This window comes from Pseudomonas sp. TE4620 (assembly GCF_056279045.1).
In genome coordinates this window covers 2,130,643-2,150,928 of record NZ_JBWBQO010000001.1, presented here as the reverse complement: position 1 = coordinate 2,150,928, position 20,286 = coordinate 2,130,643, and the positions used below count along the sequence as shown (strand labels likewise).

Below are 20,286 nucleotides of genomic sequence, written 5' to 3'. Positions count from 1 at the left end.
TGCGTGCGTTTATTACTGATCGAAGATGATGTCGCCCTGGGCGAGGGTATTCATCAAGCGCTAGGGCGTGAAGGTTACACTGTCGATTGGCTCAAGGACGGGAGTAGTGCTCTGCACGCCATGCTCAGTGAGACCTTCGACTTGGCAGTGCTTGACCTTGGTTTGCCACGTATGGACGGACTAGAAGTACTCAGGCGTCTGCGCGATAGCGGTTCCAACCTGCCGGTGCTGATCCTCACGGCCCGTGATGCAACAGAAGACCGTATCGCAGGGCTGGACGCAGGCGCCGATGACTATTTGATCAAACCGTTCGACCTGGCCGAACTGAAGGCCCGTTTACGTGCTTTGTTACGCCGCAGTGCCGGGCGAGCACAGATGTTGATCGAGCATGCGGGCATCTGTCTGAACCCTGGCACTCAGCAAGTCAGCTACCAGGGCCTGCCTGTAGCCCTGACACCCAAGGAATATCAGTTGCTGCATGAATTGCTGTCACCCCCTGGTCGCGTGATGACCCGAGATCAACTGATGCAATTGTTGTACGGCTGGAACGAAGAAGCCGAAAGCAACACGCTGGAAGTACACATCCATCACCTGCGCAAGAAGTTCTCGACTGATCTGATTCGCACAGTTCGCGGCGTGGGATATCTGGTGGAGGAGCGTCGATGACGTCAATCCGACGTCGCACACTCACCCTGATAATCGGCTTGATGCTCTTGGGGTTTGCGGTGATCAGTGCGCTTAATTTTCACGACAGTAATCACGAAATCACGGAAGTCTACGACGCTCAGCTCGCACAAAACGCACGGCTTCTACAGGGTGTCATGCGCATGCCGCTACAGAGAAAGGAGTACGCCGAGCTCTATCAGGCCTTCAATACAGCATTAGGCGAAGCCGTACCCAGAGTCGACGGACATCCTTATGAAAGCAAAATCGCGTTCCAAGTCTGGAACAGCCAAGGTGAGCTCCTTGTGCATACGGCGAGCGCCCCCTCTTTTCACACCCTGCCTGGCAAGCCCGGTTTCAGCGATGTCGTGGATCTGAACAATCGGAATTGGCGCGCTTTCATGTTGGAAGACAAACGCAACGGTATGCGGATTTGGGTGGGCGAGCGCGATGATGTGCGAGCTGACCTCGTTGAGCGTATTGTGCGCCACACTTTGTGGCCCAACGTTTTGGGCAGCTTGATTCTTGCGGCAATGGTTTGGCTTGCCATTGGATGGGGTCTCAGGCCGCTCGCGAATATGGCTTCTACCCTTCGTGCTAGACACAGCGGGTCACTGGAGCCACTTCAATTGACCCCCCTTCCGAGTGAGCTGGAGCCAATGCAGGCAGCGCTCAACCGTATGCTGGCGCAAATTCAGGAAGTGCTTGGGCGTGAGCGACGTTTCATTGCCGACGCTGCGCATGAAATGCGCACCCCCCTGGCAGTGCTAAAGGTACATGCCCAGAACTTGTTGGAAACACAGAGTGAAGAAAGTCGGCGCGAGTCACTAGAGCATTTGATTGCGGGTGTGGATCGTACCAGTCGATTGGTCAACCAGTTGCTGACGATGGCTCGCATCGAGCCGCAATCAGTATCCACTACGCCATCAACCATTGATCTTGCAGCCACCGTCCGCGAAAGCCTGGTTCAATTGACGCCTTGGCTGCTGAGCCAGGGACTTGAACTGGTATTCGATGTCAGCGACGACACCTACAACGTCAGAGTTGATCCGACTGCCATCAATATTGCGTTAAACAATCTGGTAACCAATGCGGCAAATTTTTCTCCGGCACACGGCCTGATCACGGTGCGTCTTGGAAGAAAAGGCGACCACTACGAACTGTCTGTCGAAGACGACGGCCCGGGTATCGATGAGTCCGAGTATGGCCGGCTCCTTGAACGTTTCTATAGTCGAGGTAATGACCAGGGAGCAGGACTGGGGCTCGCTATCGTGAAAACAATTGCAGATCGTATGGGAGGGCAGATAACGCTAGAAAATCGTAGTCAAGGAGGTATGCGTGCAACGTTAGACCTACCCTTCAAATAATACTCTCGGTTTCGCAATCAGTCTCCCTTCGGTGGGCCCAGTGGCTGGGCTCGCTTCGGACAAAGCCTTGAAAGTAGCCATCCGTAAATTGGTTGGGAAGACTCATGTTTGACATACATCAAACGGGGGCGCCCCGACAGGTGTAGATAAGAATGGTGATTTACGAACCTCTCCATCCCTTCGGAGTAAATCCCATGGCACCTGTTCAATCTAACGCGCAAACACCATCTACTCCCGCCTTTCCTCCTGAAAAAGGCGAACACTGGATCGAGCCGCTAAAGGATGGTGGGCACGTCCTCATCAGACCTCTGCGTGCAGAGGATCGCGAGCGAGAAAGGGCCTTCATCATGCGTCTTTCACCAGAGTCGCGACACTTTCGCTTTTTGTGCCAAATCAAAGAGCCAGGAGAAGCCATGCTTGATCAGTTGATGACCGTCGATCAGCGGGAGAAAATGGCATATGTGGCTTTGGCACACGTCAAAGGTGAACTCCTAGAGGTCGGTATCAGTCGTTATGCAGCAGGCGCCCAGCCAGATGAATGTGAGTGTGCGGTTACCGTTGATGATCAATGGAAGCATCGCGGCCTAGGAGCGCTGTTACTTAGCCACCTGATCGATAAGGCTCGGGCGAATGGGTACAAAGAGATGTACTCAATCGACTCGGCGGCCAATACGGCGATGCATGATCTAGCTCGTGACTTCGGCTTTTCGACTGCGCGTGATCCCAGCGATGCCTGCCAGGTTATCCATCGCCTTTCATTGACTTGATGAGCGCTGCGAAGCTGCAGACTGCTCACCAGAAATCACACGGTTCAGACATTGCTGCTCGTCCTCCTCAGTAATGCCTTGGAAATCACTTACTTCAAAGACTGAAGTGTTGAACAGGGCGAGCCGCAATACACCATTTCTGTCCAGAAACACCTCAGACAAACACAAGCAGATGGGCGAAGAAATAGATACCGACCTCCCATCCTCCCCCGGGAACGCAAGCTGATCGTTGAGGTTCGTTTCACAGGCAGCAACGATGGTACGAATTGATCGAGCCGCGTAGTACAACGTTGTGGGATACCCCACCCCTATGGTTATCAGAAAACACAAAACCAAGTTCGATTCCTTAGCGTAGGTCGAGATACGATCAACCTTATGCCGCCACCCTGTTGAGCCAGGATTGAAAATAGCTTTACCAACAAACAGGGTGTAACGATGTTGCACAATGACCCCAACGCACAGACTGATCGCAACAAAGCCCAGTAAGATCCAGGGCTTGGCCGTAAGCAACTCAACAGCACCATCGAACCAGCCTGCAATAGATACCAACACTACGAAGCTCACCACTCCAGCAATTATGCCGAAGCTAGCTCGTGGCCTTTTCAACCAGGCTTTAAGCTTCTCTTTACTGGTTGCGTTCATGGTCAATACCCTCACATTAGTCCGTGCCAAAGTAGGCTATACGGTGCTGGGCAACTAAAGCTCTACGGTTTCAAGGTGCTCTGGCACTGACACCGACCAACCAAGCTCAAGGCTGATTCGGCGCCGCAGCGTATCAGCTGCATGGGGTTCACCATGCACCACAAAGGTATGCCGAGGGGGCCTCTTGAAGCCCCGCAACCACTGCATGATTTCATCAGCATCGGCATGCGCCGACAGACTCTCCATGGCAGAAACCTGAGCGCGTATCGGGACATCCTCACCGTGCATACGGATTGTCCTAACTCCAGCAATGATGTCCGCTCCGCGAGTACCACCGGCCTGAAACCCAGAAAACAACAACGTATTGCGGGGGTTGGGAGCCAGCGCCTTCAGGTGATGCAGTACCCTGCCCCCGGTTGCCATGCCACTGGCTGCGATGATCACCGCAGGGTCGCGAAGCTGGTCAAGGTGTTTTGATTCGTCGACTGTACGAATGATATGGGTGCTACGGCACATCGCTGCGCACTCCTCGGCAGATAGGCGATGCTCTTGGTGAAAGCGCTGATACAGCGCGGTGGTATCTGATGCCATTGGACTATTGAGGTAAACCGGAATGTCTGGGATTCGGTGCTCTCTTTTGAGCGCATACAGGTAGTACATCAATAATTGCGCACGCCCAACGGCAAATGACGGAACCAGGGTGATGCCGTGCCTTAGCAGTGTTTGATTAATGACATTGGCGAGATACGTCTCTGGAGCCTCCTTCGGGTGCTGTCGGTCACCATACGTAGATTCGACCAAAAGAATGTCTGCGTTCTCGATCAGCTCCGGGGTTCGCATGATAGGGTCGTTGGGGCGCCCTAGGTCACCAGAAAACACTATGGTTTGGCCTCCTGCATTTATTTCGACAGTCGCGGCACCTAAAATATGACCTGCAGAACGAAGATAGACCTGCAGACCGTCGACGATTTCAACCGAGTGATGTAGTTCCAGCGGGCGGAGATGTGCAAGTGCTCGCTTCGCCTCCTCTTCCGTGTACAGCGCCTGAGCGGGGTGGTGTTTGGAGTAGCCACGTCGGTTTGCATAGTCGGCTTCCTCTTCCTGTAGGCGACCACTGTCGAGCAACAGGATCCTCACCAGCTCACAAGTGGCCGCAGTCGCATAAATCGGCCCACGAAACCCATTCCGAACCAGAACTGGAAGGTAACCGCTGTGATCGAGGTGCGCATGGGTAAGGACTACCGCATCGATTTCATCCACTGGTATAGGTAAAGATTGCCAGTTGCGTAAGCGCAACTGCTTGTATCCTTGGAACAGTCCACAATCGACAAGCACCTGCGTCGAGTTGTGCTGGAGTAGATACTTGCTTCCGGTAACCGTACCCGTCGCACCAAGAAATGTGAGCTGCATGATTCTGACCTCGAAAGCTGGCCGGAGGGCTCTAGTTGCCGGAATTAACAGCCAGTACGCTGCAATGTGCCGAGTTCACTATCCGGTCTGTCGTATCACCGAGCAGTTTGCCCAAGCCTTTAGGTTGCACTATCCCCATAACCACAACATCAACAGCCAAATCGCGCACCAGATCGCTGATAGCGTTCACTGGCGGCCCTTGGACAAAATGTCGACATTCAGTAGCAACGCCGTAGAAGTCGGCCAGTTCATCATAAGGTTCGCGTAATACAGCAATTAGCTCCTCAACCCAGTCCAAAGCCGCATTCGAATCGGCAACAAAGATTGGTGAAATGTCATAGGCAGAAAGCAGGTGCAACTGAGCATTGCATTGCAGCGCCATGGCCGTGGCTGCGCGGATTATTTTGTGATTGAAGTCGTTTCCTTGCTCCGAATTGGCCGTATCGACGGCTGCAAGGATTACGTTGGGAAGAGGCACATTGCCATGCTGGACAAAATGTACAGGTACCGGGCTGGCGCGCATCAGCTCGCTATCGAAAGAGACCCCAAACACCCGCTTGAGCGCTGAAACCTCATCAATGTCCTTGATGACCATGTCGGGACGAAGCGTGTGAATGCAGTCAACCACGTCCTTGACGGGATCGTCGGTCAATGCTGCCTGGCTGGTAGCGCACGCATCGTCTATATGTATTGCCCCAACCGTTTCCGTCAATCGATCACGATATTGTGAGAACTGCTCGGCGATTTGCTGTTCAACCTCTACTTCTTCTCGCCAGTTGCTAAGCCCATGAGGTTCAAATAAACCCAAGACATGCAACCCTGCCACCGTCGTTTTAGCCAAAGCCTTGGCGCGTTGTGCCGCTGGCGAGGTCAAATCGGCATCCAGGGCAAGCAGCAACAATTGTTGGTACTGACTCATCGCAAACCTCCAATCATGTCATCGCCTACCGGGAATTGAAGCTCAGGCACTAAATTCTGTGCCTTGACCCCGCTTCAGACTTGATTCAGATCAGAAAGGCTGCGACACGCAACGAACTTGATGCAAGTCAGAACGAGGATGCTGGTGAGCAGTACAACAGTAATCGGCAAGCTCCCTTTGATGACTGTAAGCTCGGAGAGCGCGATGAATAACGATATCGATTTTGGCGATCTGTCTAGGGAGCACTGGATAGAGTCGTTGAACGACGGTACTCCTGTACTGATTCGACCACTGCGTGAGCCCGACCGTGAGAGGGATCATGAGTTTGTAGGGCATGTGTCTTACGAGTTGAGACGCTTTCGCTTCCTAGCAGGGTTTAGCGGGGAGGCATCATCGTTTTTCGAACGGTTGATGGATGTGGACTACCACCACCGCATGGCTTACGTCGCGTTGATGTATGACGGTGGCCAACTGCGTGAAATCGGCGAAAGCCGCTATGCGGCAGTCCCCGACAGCAAGAACTGCGAGTGTGCGGTTGCCGTGAGCGAGCAATGGCAGCGCAAAGGCTTGGGTAGACTGTTAATGAATCACCTGATCAGCGCCGCACGCAGCAATGGCTATGAGCGCATGATTTCACGTGATCTCTCAAACAACTACGGGATGCATCGACTTGCGAAAACACTCGGTTTTTCCTCACGCTACCTGGCTGGAGATGTAACTGAAATCATCCATGAGCTCGACCTACATGGATGATCATTTACCTCTGCGCGGTATTATCCGAGCTCCGAAACCGCGCTGAGGCAGGTTCTTTGTCAGACCACTGGAGTTTCCGGGGTGATGACCAGGACACTGCTAGGCATTTTGTAAAGTACCCTTTCAACCGTGCTGCCGATGTACTTGGCCAAACCACGGTGGTGCACCCGCCCCATCACTACGATATCGGTACCTTGGGCTTCGCAGAAGATGCTCAAGACTTTTGCTGGGTCGCCCATGATCATATGGCAACTCTCCGGATCAATACCGTTGCGCTCAGCCAGCTCGCGAAAGGCGTCGCTTTGGGCTTCATGCAGACTTTCGGCAACATTTGAGCCAAACAAAAATGATTTACGCCCAAGGTTCTCCGCATCCGTTTGCATAGAGGTCAGATCATAGGCATACAAGATCTCCACCTGCGCCTTACATTGCATGGCCAATTTCAACGCCTCAGTGATGATGCGGTCATTGAATCCTTGGTACTGATCCTCGGGACGCGATAGGTCAACGGCAGCGAGAACTTTACGAGGCATAGCATGGCTGGCCTTGTCGACAAAATGCAGCGGCACCGAGCACTCCCGTAACAGCCGGATATCAAGTGTAGTGAACATCGCCCGCATCAGGCGCGACTCATGCTCTATGTCCTTGACCACCATTGCAAACGGCTGCTCCCTCAGATGGGTCAGGATTTCATCCAAGACATCGTTCACCCAGACAACCTCTGTGGTGACTGTAAGCCCGTTCCTACGCAGGGGTACGGCTTGGGTTTCAAGCCACTGGCGGTGCTTTTCGACATAGGCCTGGCGCATCACTGCCAGTGCCTGTTCATTGACCAGCCCTGCGGTGGCAAGCCCCTCAAGGTAATCGAAAGCCACTATATGCAATGCAATGCCTTTGGCTTTTGCCAAAGCGGCAGCACGGTCAAAGGCGTCAGTGCGCTGCATCAAAGGGGGGGCGATGAACAACAAGCGTTGATAGTCGGACATGACACACCTCGCACTAAGGGATGAGTAGGTACGCACCATCCTGCATCCGTCCAAGGCTGTGTGTTTGACTTGCATCAAAATCGGATGCACACCACCTCAAAAGGACACGGAGATTGGCTGTAGCACACGACCATAGGCGCAGTCCGACGCACGGCAACCTAACTACAAAAAATGGATTTGATTCCTTGATCCCGGTCAATTGATTCGACGATTTTCAGCGCACGCTAAGCAAAGGTGAATGCCACGATCCCAAAGAGGAACCCGCTGCCATGGCTACCATGAAAGCTGCAATTTTTGTGGAGAAAAATCGGATAGAACTGGACGAAAAGCCAATACCGAACATTGGCCCTGCCGATGCGTTGGTTCGGCTCACAACCACGACGATCTGCGGAACCGACATCCACATCCTCCGAGGTGAATACCCTGTCGCCAAAGGGTTGACCATAGGTCATGAACCCGTTGGTATCATTGAAAAACTCGGCGCCCAGGTTCAAGGCTTTAGCGAAGGACAGCGGGTCATTGCTGGCGCAATAACCCCGAGCGGCCACAGTAATGCGTGCCTGTGTGGATGCTCATCCCAGGATGGGCCGGGCACCCTTCATGGATTCAAAGCTATTGGTGGTTGGAAGCTCGGCAACACGATTGATGGCTGCCAGGCCGAGTATGTTCGGGTGCCTGACGCCATGGCCAACCTTTCACTGATTCCCGATAACCTTAGTGACGAGCAAGTTTTGATGTGCCCAGACATCATGTCTACCGGGTTCTCCGGTGCAGAACGGGGTGATGTAAAAATCGGTGATACGGTCGCCGTATTTGCCCTAGGGCCCATTGGTCTTTGCGCGGTGGCCGGTGCCCGCTTGAAAGGTGCCGGCACGATCATCGGTGTCGACACCGTAAATGCGCGTATGGCCGTTGCCCGTCAGCTAGGTGCTACTCACGTAATCGACTTCACACAAGGCAACGTCGTCGAGCAAATCATGGCGATTACCATAGGCCGTGGGGTCGATGTTGCGATTGAAGCACTTGGAACCCAATCGACATTTGAATCAGCGCTGCGGGTGCTACGTCCTGGAGGCACCTTATCCAGCCTTGGCGTATACTCTTCGGACTTGCGCATTCCACTTGATGCCTTTGCTGCTGGCCTAGGCGACTACAACATCGTGACCACACTGTGTCCAGGCGGTAAAGAGCGCATGCGACGCTTGATGGAAATCATAGCCAGCGGGCGCATCGATCTGGCGCCACTCGTGACGCACCGGTTCAAGCTGGACGATATTGAAGCCGCCTACGAGTTATTTGGGCATCAACGAGACGGTGTCATGAAGGTGGCCATTACGCCCTGATTCCATCTGCTGTCAGCAGCTTGAATACCTGATGGCATGGACGCCGTTCCTGATTCGATTGAATGTGGAGCGCGCCAAATGCTCAAATTACTCCTACTGTCGATCCTACCGCGAATAGTCCCAGGTTCAATGCTTAACCAGACTAGAAAACGCTTACTTGGTCTCGTCGACGGTAAGCGGAGCTACCGCGCCCCAGACCTGGAACTCATGTTGCGCCGCGAAGTGGGATTGCCCTACCAACCTGTCCTGTTCGCCAGGAACATCGGGGATCAGTTCATCGTCACCGCGGACTTGCAGTCTGTAGGTATCGACAGCTTGCAGATAGGGATTACAACGCAGCAATTCACCTTAAGCGGTTGGGTGATGCCGGATGCTGCCGACGCCTCGACGACAGCTATCTCATCTGAGTGTGGATGTTTTAGTTCTTCACGAACCATTCCGCCCTCAATGGATCTTGACCATTTCACTCTCAATTACCATCAGGGTTTGTTGGTATTCAGCGTACCTAGTAAGCACTCACAAAACCGGCGTCCTTTGCATTCCACTGCATCGATTACGGAGTAGCATCAATGAACGTCTACATTGAAAATAATCCGCGTCAAAACCGTTGGTGGGTTCACCTGGACATATGGATGGTGAGTTTTCGCAGTATTGACGAAGCGACAGCCTTCGTTGATCGACTTAATACTCGATTGAACGCCCCACACTCCCTGGCGATGATTGCTAGCTATCCTCTAGTACCTGGAAAGTTCATAAATCGCGACCTGCATGACCCTATTGCCCCATCAGGATCTGCTACCCCGGTATCGGAGGTGAGAAATGCATAGCCTCCTGAACGTTGCCACTGACCTAGAGGAACGTAATCCCATAGGGGTGATATCACCGATCAATGTAAACCCATATAGGGCGGCTTGCGTGGATTGCAAGGTCGGTTCGTTGTGCCTTCCAACTGGCATGTGCAAACACGGAAACGACCGTTTCAGTGAGCTGATCAGGCAGCGCATACGGATTAAGAAAGGTTACGGCTTGTATCACGCCAACGACCCGTTGGAATTCCTCTACGCAGTACGCTTTGGGAGTTTTAAGACCTGCTTTGCAAATGCGGAAGGACAAGGGCTGGTAACCAACTTCTGGATGTCAGGAGACACAATGGGGTGCGATGCGATCAGCACCAACCGGCATGTATGCAGTGCGTTTGCTCTTGAGGACAGTGAAGTTTGCCTTATTCCTTATCAACGCCTGGAGTCGTTAGCCCATGAGTTCCCGTTCTTACAACAAAGCCTCAATAGGTTGCTCAGCAGTGAAATTGTTCGAGAGCATAAGCGGCTTTTAATGATGTGCAACCTCACCGCAGAAGAACGAATGGCCAGCTTTCTACTAGGCTTGTCCAAACGATACCTAGAACGCGGATTTTCCGCCCATAGCTTTGTTTTACGCATGTCGAGAGATGACATTGCGTCCTACTTGGGACTGAGACTTGAAACCATCTGTAGATCCATAGCGCACCTGCGCCAGCTGGAAATAGTTCAGTTCAGCGGACGTACAGTGGAAATTTTGAATTTGTCTGACTTAAAGGCTTTAGAACATGGCTACGGTAGAGGCCCAGCGGCAACTCACTAAGTCGGGATGGGTTTCAGCTCATCCCGAGCAGTCCCGACACCTACCCTCTCCCGCACATCGATGCGGCTCTCATGCTTGAAACCCTGGACATTACACATCTCGCTGCTGCCTTGGGTATAGGTATGCTCGTAGGCCTGGAGCGTGAACGCAAAAAAGGTACCGGGGAACATCGCGCATTTGCCGGACTTAGAACCTTTGCCATCACGTCTGTACTGGGTTACGTATGCATGGCCGTCGCGGGTGCGATGTTGGTCGCCATCATGAGTATTGCCCTGGCAATCATCGTTGCAGTCGCCTACTGGAAACACTCTGGCAAGGATCCAGGCATCACCAGTGAAATTGCTCTGCTTTTCGTCTTGCTACTCGGCGCCCTGAGTTATGACCAGCCCGAACTGGCTGTCGCCGTCGGGGTCGTGCTTACGGTTGTCCTCGCATTCAGGCAAGAACTGCATCGTTTTGTCCGCAATCAATTGACTGAAAGCGAAGTCCGCGATGGGTTGGTACTGCTGATTGCCGTGTTGGTCATTCTACCTTTGGCACCCGATCGTTTCGTCGGCCCCTTTGGTGCTATCAATCCCCGCACAATCTGTACCCTGACCGTACTGCTGATGGGGGCTGGGGCATTGGGTCATATTGCCTTACGTGTGGTGGGCAAGCGATATGGCTATACCCTCAGTGCCATCGCATCAGGGTTTGCTTCAGGCTCGGCGACCATCGCTCTGATGGGACATCTGGCCCGGAGCGAACAGTCGTCTGTCAAAGCGTTCAGCGCCGCAGCGATATTCTCTAACCTAGCAACTATCGCGATGTTGGGTCTGGTGCTGGGTACAGTCGATCCGGCTTTTTTGGGGGAATTATGGGCTTCTATTTTGCTGGCTGCGTTCACAACAGTGGCATATGGTTCGCTGCTCCTCGCCCCATGGAACCCTGCGCTTGTGCACGCCGCAACCCAAGTCGGCGACAGTGCTTTCAATCTCAAGGTCGCCCTCATTGTGACTGTGGCCGTAACGGGCATCACGTTGCTGTCCTCGGCACTGCTGCATGCCTTTGGACACAATGGTGTACTGATTGCGTCGGCATTTAGCGGCCTGGCTGATGCTCACGCAACGGCAGCATCTATCGCGTCGGTAGTAAAGTCCGGGCAACTATCAATGGCCGACATTGCGGTGCCCGCGCTGACCGCAATGAGCAGCAATACACTTACCAAATGTGTTCTAGCCTGGATCAGCGGGGGCGCAAAATTTGCCGCTTATGTCATAGTCGGTCAGTTGGCGATCATTACTTCAATGTGGGCTGGATTGCTGCTCCAGTAAAGGATCCGCCCCCTTCTCTCAAGGCTGAGACACGATGGCACTCGTGGATCTTTAACGAGCACGCCAGCTTTCCAGCAGGCTGAAGAGCGCCATTCCCACCAACATTGCAAGTACGAATACTAGTATTTGCCAGTGGCCACTTAACACCAGGGCGAGTGCAGGCCCCGGGCAGATACCGGCAATACCCCAACCGACACCAAATACCAGGCTGCCCACCACCAACCGCCGATCTAGTGCCCGCATCCGAGGCATTTGCATCGGCAAACCAAGCATCGAGCGTGTTTGTTTGCTGCTCCACTGCATGGGCAAAAGTGCCACCCCGATAGCACTCACCATTACCAACCCAAGCGATGGATCCCAGCTTCCAGCCAGATCCAGAAAGCCGAGTACCTTGGCTGGATTAACCATGCCCGCCAACAGCAAGCCAAGGCCAAACACCACACCGCAGATCAAAGCCATTGCCCATCGCATATTCATACTCCTGCTAGGTGACGGCTAACGAATACAACTGCAAATCCCGCGCACATAAAGCACAGTGTTGCGACAATTGAACGAGGCGACAGTCGCGCAAGTCCACAGACACCATGCCCACTGGTGCAACCTGCCGCGTAACGTGTTCCCAGGCCAACCAGCAGACCGGCCACAAGCAACCCTACCCAGTCTGTCTGAAACTGTACGACCGGCCGACCCGCAAATAACCACCACACTAGGGGGGCGACCAACACCCCCAGGAGAAACAGTGCTTTCTCGCCTCTGCCCTCGCCCTTCTTTTGCAGCAAACTGCCCAGCAGCCCGCTAATACCGGCAATACGGCCATTCACAAGTGCAAACAGGCTCACGGCAAGCCCGATCAACGCACCGCCGAGCAAGGCCGACCAAGGTGTGAAATTGACCCAGTCGATAGTCATTTCGGCTCCTTCGCACAGAACCATTGATACAAGGTTTTAATCACCGCCAGGGCAGCTGGACTATCGATGCGATAGAAAATCTGCTTACCTTCACGCCTTGTCGCCACCAGATCTTCGCGCCTCAAAACCCCTAATTGCTGAGACAAGGTGGGCTGCTGAATGCCAAGCAGAGACTCCAGCTCACTTACACTGCGCTCACCTTCAGACAACTGGCATAGCAACAGCAGTCGCTCTGGATTTCCCAGGGTTTTAAGCAACTGAGCTGCTGCTTCGGCGTTGCCGCGTAACTGCTGAACATCCATCGCCAGTCCTTCTATGACTGTAATCTCGCCCACATGATACATCTAAATATATTATATACAATGATATAATAATTATTTATACAGAACCTGCAAGCATCAAGACCGATCAGGTTCCGACGATATGCCCCGGCGACGTTGGTGCCGATGGTCTCAGGCAATGCGTTACCGCATACAGTTGAATGTGCAGAACCTGTTTGACAAGCGTTACTACGATTCGGGCGGCAGTTTCGTGCCGATGTATCCGGGGGCGCCGCGTACTGCAACGGTTACCCTTGGCGCGGTGCTTTAGCCATGCTGCGCAGCTACGCACTGGAAGTCGGCTACCGCCGAAAAGCCCTGCTCGGCCCTCTGGACCTGCATTTACCCAAAGGGCGCCTGGTATGTCTGCTGGGCGCAAATGGCGCTGGCAAGTCAACCCTGATCCGCACATTGAGCGCCATGCAGCGGGCTGTTTCAGGGCGCATCGAACTGGATGGCCAGTTGCTTTATTCCCTCACCCCGGCAGAGCGCGCACGGCGCATGGCCGTGGTGCTGACCGATCGGGTTGACCCGGGGGTGCTTAACGGCTTTGAACTGGCCGCGCTCGGACGTTACCCCCATGTCGGCTGGGCTGGAAGACTCAACGAACACGATCGGCACATCGTCGCGCAGGCGCTCGAGCACGCAGGCGCTGCGGGGCTGGCAGCCAAAGCGGTAGCAAACATGTCTGACGGCGAGCGGCAGAAGGTACTGTTGGCGCGCGCCTTGGCGCAACAGCCCAAGGTACTTATCCTCGATGAGATCACCGCTTTCCTGGATCTGCCTCGGCGCATTGAAACCCTGAGGCTGCTGCAACAACTGGCCCGGGAGCGGGATCTGGCCATTTTATTGTCGTGCCATGACCTTGAGCTTGCCCTGCGCTGCGCCGATCTACTGTGGCTGATCGACCCGTCGCAGCAGTTGCATTGTGGTGCCCCAGAGGATCTGGTGCTTGATGGCCGGCTTGCTCAAACCTTCTCCAGCAGTGGTTTGCACTTTGACCTGGAGCGCGGCGAATGGGACCTTGCGACCGGGCCGGGGCGTCCCGTGCGCTTGCATGCCTCTGGTATCACACGGGTATGGACGCAACGCGCCTTGCAGAGGATCGGCTATCAGGAGACTGAGGGCGCCGCCCTGCACATCAGCGCAGAGCCCAAGAATTTTCGACTGCATGACGGTGAGCTCACTCAGCAGTTCAGCAGCCTAGAGCAACTTGTTCGGGCGCTGGAGGTATTGGCATGAGCCGGCGTTTATGCGCCGGGCTTGCGCTGTTGATCTTTGTTCCAGGATGCGATGGCCGCCAGGCTTCGCTGGCTCGTGTGCAGCCTGCGCATAACGTCGGCCTGCAACTCGAACATAACCAACAGCAGGCGTGTGTTGCTGACTACCATGCCAGCGTCGACTACTTTCCGGAGCGCGTACGCTTTAACTGGTCAGATCAGTTGTCCGTAGAGTACGGGCTGAACTTCAAACGTTTGCGATTTCACTCCAGCGTCAATGCCGGCGAGCCCCTGGAAATTCTTTTAGTCCAGTGTGGTACGCCGACACCTGCGCATTCGCCTTCAACATTGGTGGTTCAGGTCCCCATCCAGCGACTGGCAACCGGTAACTCGGCAATGCTGGGAGCGGCGGATGAGCTAGGTATCGTTGACCGACTGGTGGGTATCGAGAACATCCGCGCGCCCACCGTGGAATCAGTACGTAAACGGATTGCAAGTGGCCACATCCAGGAGCTGTGGGGCAATGCACACTCTAATATTGAACCGATCATGGCGGCTCAACCAGATGTCTATCTGAGCTTCTTCTCCGCCTACCCGCAATACAACATTCATCCGCAGTTGCAGCTCGTGGGCGTGAAGGCTCTGCCTCAGGCCGATCATCTTGAAAGCCATCCTCTTGGCCGTGCTGAATGGTTGAAGTTCCTGGCCTTATTGGTGAACCACGAAGCTAAAGCCAATCGCCAGTTCGCTTCGATTGAACGCGACTATCTGAACCGGGCGGCATTGACCAAGGATGTTCAGCTGCGTCCTCTGGTCATGGTGGGCTTTCCTTCTGGCCGTAGCAGTTTCGAGGTCTTTGGTGGGCTTAATCAGCGGGCGCGGTTGATTGCCGATGCGGGTGGACACTTTGTCCTTGATCAGTCTCGGGAGCATGGAAGCCTGGTCCAGGTGAGCTTCGAACACATCTACGAGAAAGGCGCCGCCGCCCCCTTCTGGCTAGGTGCCAAGCCCGGGTATGCCTCGCTGCAGCAAATGCTCGCAACCAGCCCGCAAAGCGCTTGGTTTCGCGCAGCACGCGAGGGCCGGGTGTATGCCTTTGACCAAGGCTACACAGGTGCCTGGGCATCGCCCTATCAGGATCAGAGCATGACACGGCCGCACCTGTTACTGGCCGAACTGATTCAGATACTGCACCCGCAACTGTCAACCTCACCCCTGCCCACCAACGTATTTATTCGCAAGTTGCCATGACCACGAACCTTAAGCCCTACCCCTCTTTTACTTGCCTGCCCGCTTGGTGCCGCTACTTTTTGCTGGCAGTCCTGACCCTGACTTTGCTGATTGCGGAACTGACCATCGGGGCCGTTGAGATCCCGGTCACAGCGATTCTGGGGGCGCTGGCAGGCGGGCCGATTGAGAGTGTCTGGCACAACATTCTCTTTGAGTTTCGTCTACCTCGGGCTTTGAATGCGCTGGTCAGCGGAGCAGCTCTGGGGGCGGCTGGATTGTTGCTGCAGACGCTGTTTCGCAACCCTCTGGCAGACCCTTATGTCCTCGGCATCGTCCACAGTGCGCGGTTGGGCGCCGCTGTCTTGGTGACACTTTCCGGTGTGGCAGGTCACACTTTGTTAAGTAAGCTCGGCTTGGCCGGCGACGTCGGGCTGGCACTTGCCTCCGTCGCAGGATCGACCTTGCTGTTAAGCCTGTTGGCGTTTATTTCCGGGCGGGTCAACACCATCACACTGCTCATCAGCGGGCTGATGGTAGGTTACATGGCTGTGGGCTTGATCAGTGTATTGTTGCACTTTGTCGACGAGAACCAGGCGCGGGCGTTCAAGGCCTGGGATGACGCAAGTTTTGCCGGAGCCACTGCCGCGCAGCTGCGTTTACTGATACCCGGGGTTCTTCTCGGCTTAGCCGCCCTGTGGATGCTGTTTAAACCGCTTAACGCGCTGCTTCTCGGGGACCGTTATGCGGCGTCGATGGGTATGCCGGTAAAGCGCATTCGCAGGATCGCCCTGTTTATCGCTGCATGGCTCTGCGGGCTGGTCACCGCTTACTGCGGACCGGTGGCTTTTCTTGGCTTGGTCGCCGCGCAAGTCGCCCGAGGGATCATACCGAGTGCAGATCACCGGCTGTTAATGCCAGCGGCAGTGCTCTTGGGCGCCTCGCTAGGGTTGGCGGCCGATCTTGTGACGCATCTGCCATGGAGCCGGCACGTGTTGCACCTCAACGCCGTGATCGGCCTGGTGGGCGCCCCCATCGCACTTTACGTATTACTGCGCCCCCACACCAAGCCTTGATCCGCGTCCTTCTGAGCGGGCTGGCCACAACCATCGGTTTGGCCAATTGCCGTCGGTCAGAACGTGCCCCTTCCATGGCTGGTTGTTGCTTGCAGCGGGAGCGCCCCGGTGCATCAGGACGTTACTCGATATCGATCACAACCTTGCCCACAGCCTTGCCCGAACCCTGCAAAACCAGTGCATCTTGGGCTTGGGCCAGGCCAAAACGGTGAGGGTCCATCAGCGGTTTGAGCTTGCCCTCTTCCGCGAGCCGCGTCGCATGCCGCAGGATTTGCCCATGGTGCGCGCGCCCTTCCCCGCTGAGCATTGGCAAAAGCACGAATATGCCTGACAGCGTCACGCAACGCAGGGAGCCAGGGGCCAGGTTATGGGAGGCGAAAGCAAAACAACTGGCGACATGGCCATAGGCTTTGGCCGCAACCAGGGAGTCGTCCAGGCTCTGTCCGCCCACGGTGTCGTAAACGATGTCGAAGCCTTTGCCTTCAGTGAAATCCGCAACGTATTGCTCGACAGTTTTGGCGTTGTAATCAATAGGCGTAGCGCCAAAGGATGCGACGATTGCTTGCTTGCCGGCGGACGCTGTCGCGTACACCTCAGCGCCGTGTGCGGCGGCAATCTGGATTGCTACATGGCCGACTCCGCCAGCGCCGCCTTGCACCAGCACACGCTGGCCGGGCTGGACAGCAGCGCGATCGACCATGCCTTCCCAGGCGGTCAAAAATACCAGCGGAAGTGCCGCGGCTTCGCGCATACTCAGGTTCTTCGGTTTCAATGCCAGCAGCGCAGCGTCGACCGCAGCATACTCGGCCAGCGAGCCCTGCAGGCCGCGAACGCCTCCGGTGAGTCCGTAAACCTCATCGCCGACGTTGAAGGCCGTCACCTCAGGCCCGGTTTCAACCACGACGCCTGCAAGGTCGGTACCGAGAATCGCGGGCAACTCCGGCATGGCGTAGGGGGCAAGCCCCAGACGAATCATGTTGTCGATGGGGTTAACGCCGCTGGCTGCAATGCGCACGAGGACTTCGCCCGCCCGTGGCGACGGGCGTTGTACGGTTTTCTCCAGCAATGCTCCGTTAGCGTAGTCGTCTAGCACCATGGCTCGCATCGTGTACTGGCTGTTCATTCTGATCTCCTGAGAGGTTGTTTACAGTGGGTAATCCAGGGATTAGGGTTAGCTTGAGCCTTTAGGTATCATCTGTCGATTAGGCACTTTTTTGAAACGTAGGCACCCAATGGTAACCATCACCACACCCACTGTTCGCGATCCCGGTAATCCCATGGTGGTCTGTGAGCAATGCCCGCCTCGCCGAATTCACGCGCTTTTGGCGCCGAAATGGTCGTCCATGGTGATTTATGTGCTGAGTTTCGGCTCGATGCGCACAGGCCAGCTCCAGCGCACGATGCCGGGAATTTCAAAGAAGATGCTTACCCAGACCCTGCGCGAGCTGGAGAGTGATGGTTTGCTCGCGCGCAAGGTGCACCAGGTGGTGCCGCCCATGGTCGAGTATTCACTGACCGAGGTGGGGCACAGATTTGTCGAGCCGCTGATGGCGCTCTATGAGTGGGCAGAAGACAACGCCGAGCTTCTGGACGAGATTGAGGCCAATCGGGCGGCTTCCGGCGGCAATTTAGAGGCCAGCTAAAGCCACACCACCTCACTGGCGCAAAACAAACTCGGCCAACTGCTCAAGCGCCTGCGAACTCAACCCCGCAAATGCCGGCATCGGTACTTCCCCCCAGCGGCCACTGCCGCCCTGGCTGATATGCTCGATGAGTTTCGCGACCGCCTGGCCATCATTTTTATAGCGCTTGGCAACGTCCCGATAGGCCGGGCCGACCACTTTGTGGTCAATGGCATGGCACGCCAGGCATGCATTCTGGTCCAGCAGCACCTGCACGTCGTTGACCGGCTTGTCGGTTGCCGGCAAGACGCTGGTCTGCGGTTGCATAGCCGTTGCCGGCGCACCTGAATAAGCCCCCGCCAGGTACTCGCCGATCACCTCCACATCGGTGTCCGACACTGGCGCGCCGTAGCTGTCTTTCATCTTGCGGACCAACGCTGTCCAGTGCGCCCGGTCGAAACCCGGCGGCTGGTACTCGATGTAGTCGGCCGAATGACAAATCCCGCACTTCTGCTGCGCCAGGCTGTAGCCGGGCGCCTGCGACGGGCGCAGCTTGACTGTTTCGGCTGGCAACTCAATGGTCAGCGGCGCGGCATTCGCCTGCGCCGCGCAGGCAAGCAACAATGCTGACAGTGCAACGTGTTTAATCAACCCAGCGTTCATTGTTTCACTCCTGGACCACGGTAACCGGGGTGCTTTCGATGTCGTTCTTCAGGTAGATGGCGGGGTTCCACTGCAGTGTCCGCGGTTGCTGCTCGCCGTTGTTGCTGGTGGCGCGTACCTGCAAACCGACCTTGCCCACCGCCCGCGCATCAAACGGCGTGAAGCGGGTGAAGTAGTCGCGGTAGTAAAGCTGCGCATTGAGCGTGCCGCCGAGGATGTCGGTGTGCGCATATTCAAGGTTGAGCAAGGTGTTCTTGATCTGGTTCTGCTCATCCAGCGACAGCCCCGACAGCGGCCGGGCCGCTACCGAGCCAGGCGGCAGGCGGGCAACCGAAGGGTCGGAGGTGTAGTCGGAGTTCTGCTCGGCGTTGTAGTGGCTGGCCGACAGCTGGATGCGCTGCACATCGTCGATGCGCAAGCCCAGCTTGCCGCCGATGTTGTAGGTGTTGGAGTCAAACAGGTCGCCCTGGCTCGGCTCGGGCGCTATACGGTGGCCTTTGGCGTCATAGGAGGCGCCAATGTGCCGGGCGCCAAAATCCAGGGCGTAATCGACCTGGCCCTGGGCGCCCGACAAGTGATGCTGCAACTGCCCGCCGAGGCCGTCGCTGTCCAGTTGGCTCAGTGGCGATACAGCGCTGAGGGTGGTTTGCGCACGCGGCTCGCCACCGGCCGGGCGGGTGGTGATGGAGATGATCCCGCCGGTTGCCCCCGCGCCATAAATGGCGCTGCTGCCACGAATCACTTCGATGCGCTCGATCAGCGCCGGGTCGATGTTGGCCAGGTTGCGTGAGGAATCGCGGTTGGTGTTCAGCGGTACGCCGTCGACCAGCACCAGCATTGTCCGGCCACGCAGCGTCTGCCCGTAGTCGGTGATGGTGCGGCTGGAGTCCGCCATGCCGGGGATGCTTTTCGCCAGTAGGGTGGCCAGGCCATCAGAGCCCTGGCGCAACTGCTGCAGTTGCTCGCGCTCGATGACATTGACCTGCCGGGCTTGCGGCACCAGGTCGCTGTTCAGGCGCGACGAGCTGATCTCCAGGCTGGCCAGTTCCACTGCAGCCGAATCGCTGGCGGCCGCTTCTTTAACAGCCGAAGTAGCGGCCGGCAGCACCAGGTAGGTATGTTCGTCACGCTCCTGGGCGGTCAGCCCGCTCTTGCCCAGCAGCCGCTGCAGCGCTTGCTGCAAGGTGTAGCGCCCGCGCAGCGCAGGTGCACTCTTGCCGGCAGTGATGTCGCTGGCAAAGAGGATCTGCGCCGAGGATTGGCGGGCAACGGCGTTCAGGGATGTTTCCAGCGAGCTGGCGGGCACATCGAAATCGACCGGTGCCGATTGCGCCAGCGACCACTGGCTCAGCAGCAGGCCGCTGGCCAGCAAAGACAGGCGCACAGGCGCACGCAGGAAGGGCTGACTCACGTTTTTAGGCTCCACAAAGTAAGGTTGCAGAGAGATAGCCGTCAGCACCGCCGCGC

General features: G+C 55.9%; 21 protein-coding genes and 1 pseudogene. 12 read left to right on the top strand and 10 right to left on the bottom strand.

The window, feature by feature from the left end; all coding sequences use genetic code 11:
• Positions 1 to 3: 3 nt before the first annotated feature.
• From ACZ9A3_RS10090 to ACZ9A3_RS10080, 3 genes are all read left to right on the top strand, one after another.
• The gene (locus ACZ9A3_RS10090; protein ID WP_115086620.1) at positions 4 to 666 is read left to right on the top strand and encodes a response regulator; all 663 of its coding nucleotides are present in this window, start codon (positions 4 to 6) and stop codon (positions 664 to 666) included.
• A complete protein-coding gene (locus ACZ9A3_RS10085) occupies positions 663 to 2,030 on the top strand; it encodes a sensor histidine kinase (RefSeq protein ID WP_476252498.1) in 1,368 nt (455 codons plus the stop codon). Before ACZ9A3_RS10090 ends, ACZ9A3_RS10085 begins: the two co-directional genes overlap by 4 nt.
• Before the next feature lie 194 nt (positions 2,031 to 2,224).
• Positions 2,225 to 2,797: a GNAT family N-acetyltransferase gene (locus ACZ9A3_RS10080; RefSeq protein ID WP_203583957.1), complete on the top strand. Its 573-nt coding sequence runs from the start codon at positions 2,225 to 2,227 to the stop codon at positions 2,795 to 2,797.
• Here the strand turns inward: ACZ9A3_RS10080 and ACZ9A3_RS10075 are convergent.
• The 3 genes from ACZ9A3_RS10075 to ACZ9A3_RS10065 are packed head-to-tail and all read right to left on the bottom strand — an operon-like array spanning position 2,786 to position 5,768.
• The gene (locus tag ACZ9A3_RS10075; protein ID WP_203583956.1) at positions 2,786 to 3,439 is read right to left on the bottom strand and encodes a hypothetical protein; all 654 of its coding nucleotides are present in this window, start codon (positions 3,437 to 3,439) and stop codon (positions 2,786 to 2,788) included. The genes ACZ9A3_RS10080 and ACZ9A3_RS10075 overlap by 12 nt on opposite strands.
• Before the next feature lie 54 nt (positions 3,440 to 3,493).
• Positions 3,494 to 4,849, bottom strand: a complete 1,356-nt coding sequence (locus ACZ9A3_RS10070; protein ID WP_203583955.1) for an MBL fold metallo-hydrolase RNA specificity domain-containing protein — start codon at positions 4,847 to 4,849, stop codon at positions 3,494 to 3,496.
• Between the two features lie 31 nt (positions 4,850 to 4,880).
• Complete coding sequence (locus ACZ9A3_RS10065) at positions 4,881 to 5,768, bottom strand: universal stress protein (RefSeq protein WP_476252497.1); 888 nt, start codon at positions 5,766 to 5,768, stop codon at positions 4,881 to 4,883.
• A gap of 204 nt (positions 5,769 to 5,972) precedes the next feature.
• Here ACZ9A3_RS10065 and ACZ9A3_RS10060 point away from each other — a divergent pair, with 204 nt between their 5' ends.
• Positions 5,973 to 6,521 carry a GNAT family N-acetyltransferase gene (locus ACZ9A3_RS10060; RefSeq protein WP_460421686.1) on the top strand — a complete coding sequence of 183 codons (549 nt, stop codon included), beginning with the start codon at positions 5,973 to 5,975 and terminating at the stop codon, positions 6,519 to 6,521.
• Between the two features lie 59 nt (positions 6,522 to 6,580).
• On the opposite strand, the gene ACZ9A3_RS10055 is transcribed toward ACZ9A3_RS10060, so the two are convergent.
• Positions 6,581 to 7,507 (bottom strand): universal stress protein, encoded by a 927-nt coding sequence (locus ACZ9A3_RS10055; protein WP_258717131.1) that lies wholly within the window; start codon positions 7,505 to 7,507, stop codon positions 6,581 to 6,583.
• Between the two features lie 269 nt (positions 7,508 to 7,776).
• On the opposite strand from ACZ9A3_RS10055, the gene ACZ9A3_RS10050 reads away from it, so the two are divergent.
• From ACZ9A3_RS10050 to ACZ9A3_RS10040, 3 genes are all read left to right on the top strand, one after another.
• Entirely contained in the window at positions 7,777 to 8,850 is a 1,074-nt protein-coding gene (locus ACZ9A3_RS10050; protein WP_258717130.1) for an NAD(P)-dependent alcohol dehydrogenase, read from the top strand.
• A gap of 819 nt (positions 8,851 to 9,669) precedes the next feature.
• Positions 9,670 to 10,470, top strand: coding sequence for a helix-turn-helix domain-containing protein (locus ACZ9A3_RS10045; protein WP_258717129.1), 801 nt, complete (start codon positions 9,670 to 9,672; stop codon positions 10,468 to 10,470).
• 71 nt (positions 10,471 to 10,541) lie between these two features.
• Positions 10,542 to 11,783, top strand: a complete 1,242-nt coding sequence (locus ACZ9A3_RS10040) for an MgtC/SapB family protein (RefSeq protein ID WP_476252496.1) — start codon at positions 10,542 to 10,544, stop codon at positions 11,781 to 11,783.
• Positions 11,784 to 11,834: 51 nt separating this feature from the next.
• On the opposite strand, the gene ACZ9A3_RS10035 is transcribed toward ACZ9A3_RS10040, so the two are convergent.
• Genes ACZ9A3_RS10035 through ACZ9A3_RS10025 form a run of 3 tightly spaced genes read right to left on the bottom strand, consistent with a single transcriptional unit; the run spans position 11,835 to position 12,993 of the window.
• On the bottom strand, positions 11,835 to 12,254 hold the full coding sequence (locus tag ACZ9A3_RS10035; RefSeq protein ID WP_476252495.1) for a DUF6691 family protein: 420 nt from the start codon (positions 12,252 to 12,254) through the stop codon (positions 11,835 to 11,837).
• Positions 12,255 to 12,256: 2 nt separating this feature from the next.
• Positions 12,257 to 12,691, bottom strand: a complete 435-nt coding sequence (locus ACZ9A3_RS10030; RefSeq protein ID WP_476252494.1) for a YeeE/YedE family protein — start codon at positions 12,689 to 12,691, stop codon at positions 12,257 to 12,259.
• On the bottom strand, positions 12,688 to 12,993 hold the full coding sequence (locus ACZ9A3_RS10025) for a metalloregulator ArsR/SmtB family transcription factor (protein WP_476252493.1): 306 nt from the start codon (positions 12,991 to 12,993) through the stop codon (positions 12,688 to 12,690). The genes ACZ9A3_RS10030 and ACZ9A3_RS10025 overlap by 4 nt, the downstream gene beginning before the upstream one ends.
• Before the next feature lie 157 nt (positions 12,994 to 13,150).
• Between ACZ9A3_RS10025 and ACZ9A3_RS10020 the strand changes: the two genes are divergently transcribed.
• Genes ACZ9A3_RS10020 through ACZ9A3_RS10005 form a run of 4 tightly spaced genes read left to right on the top strand, consistent with a single transcriptional unit; the run spans position 13,151 to position 16,534 of the window.
• Positions 13,151 to 13,282: a hypothetical protein gene (locus ACZ9A3_RS10020; RefSeq protein ID WP_476252492.1), complete on the top strand. Its 132-nt coding sequence runs from the start codon at positions 13,151 to 13,153 to the stop codon at positions 13,280 to 13,282.
• A 2-nt stretch (positions 13,283 to 13,284) separates the two neighbouring features.
• A complete protein-coding gene (locus tag ACZ9A3_RS10015; protein ID WP_476252491.1) occupies positions 13,285 to 14,253 on the top strand; it encodes an ABC transporter ATP-binding protein in 969 nt (322 codons plus the stop codon).
• On the top strand, positions 14,250 to 15,482 hold the full coding sequence (locus ACZ9A3_RS10010) for an ABC transporter substrate-binding protein (RefSeq protein WP_476252490.1): 1,233 nt from the start codon (positions 14,250 to 14,252) through the stop codon (positions 15,480 to 15,482). The genes ACZ9A3_RS10015 and ACZ9A3_RS10010 overlap by 4 nt, the downstream gene beginning before the upstream one ends.
• Positions 15,479 to 16,534 carry a FecCD family ABC transporter permease gene (locus ACZ9A3_RS10005; protein ID WP_476252489.1) on the top strand — a complete coding sequence of 352 codons (1,056 nt, stop codon included), beginning with the start codon at positions 15,479 to 15,481 and terminating at the stop codon, positions 16,532 to 16,534. The genes ACZ9A3_RS10010 and ACZ9A3_RS10005 overlap by 4 nt, the downstream gene beginning before the upstream one ends.
• Positions 16,535 to 16,655: 121 nt before the next feature.
• Here ACZ9A3_RS10005 and ACZ9A3_RS10000 read toward each other — a convergent pair whose 3' ends face one another.
• A complete protein-coding gene (locus ACZ9A3_RS10000) occupies positions 16,656 to 17,657 on the bottom strand; it encodes a zinc-dependent alcohol dehydrogenase family protein (protein WP_476252488.1) in 1,002 nt (333 codons plus the stop codon).
• A gap of 109 nt (positions 17,658 to 17,766) precedes the next feature.
• On the opposite strand from ACZ9A3_RS10000, the gene ACZ9A3_RS09995 reads away from it, so the two are divergent.
• Entirely contained in the window at positions 17,767 to 18,177 is a 411-nt protein-coding gene (locus ACZ9A3_RS09995; protein ID WP_258597709.1) for a winged helix-turn-helix transcriptional regulator, read from the top strand.
• A gap of 12 nt (positions 18,178 to 18,189) precedes the next feature.
• Here ACZ9A3_RS09995 and sorB read toward each other — a convergent pair whose 3' ends face one another.
• Positions 18,190 to 18,819 carry a SorB family sulfite dehydrogenase c-type cytochrome subunit gene (gene sorB, locus ACZ9A3_RS09990; RefSeq protein ID WP_476252487.1) on the bottom strand — a complete coding sequence of 210 codons (630 nt, stop codon included), beginning with the start codon at positions 18,817 to 18,819 and terminating at the stop codon, positions 18,190 to 18,192.
• Positions 18,820 to 18,910: 91 nt separating this feature from the next.
• A pseudogene (locus tag ACZ9A3_RS09985) lies at positions 18,911 to 20,215 on the bottom strand (TonB-dependent receptor); the annotation flags it as partial.
• Between the last annotated feature and the right edge of the window lie 71 nt (positions 20,216 to 20,286).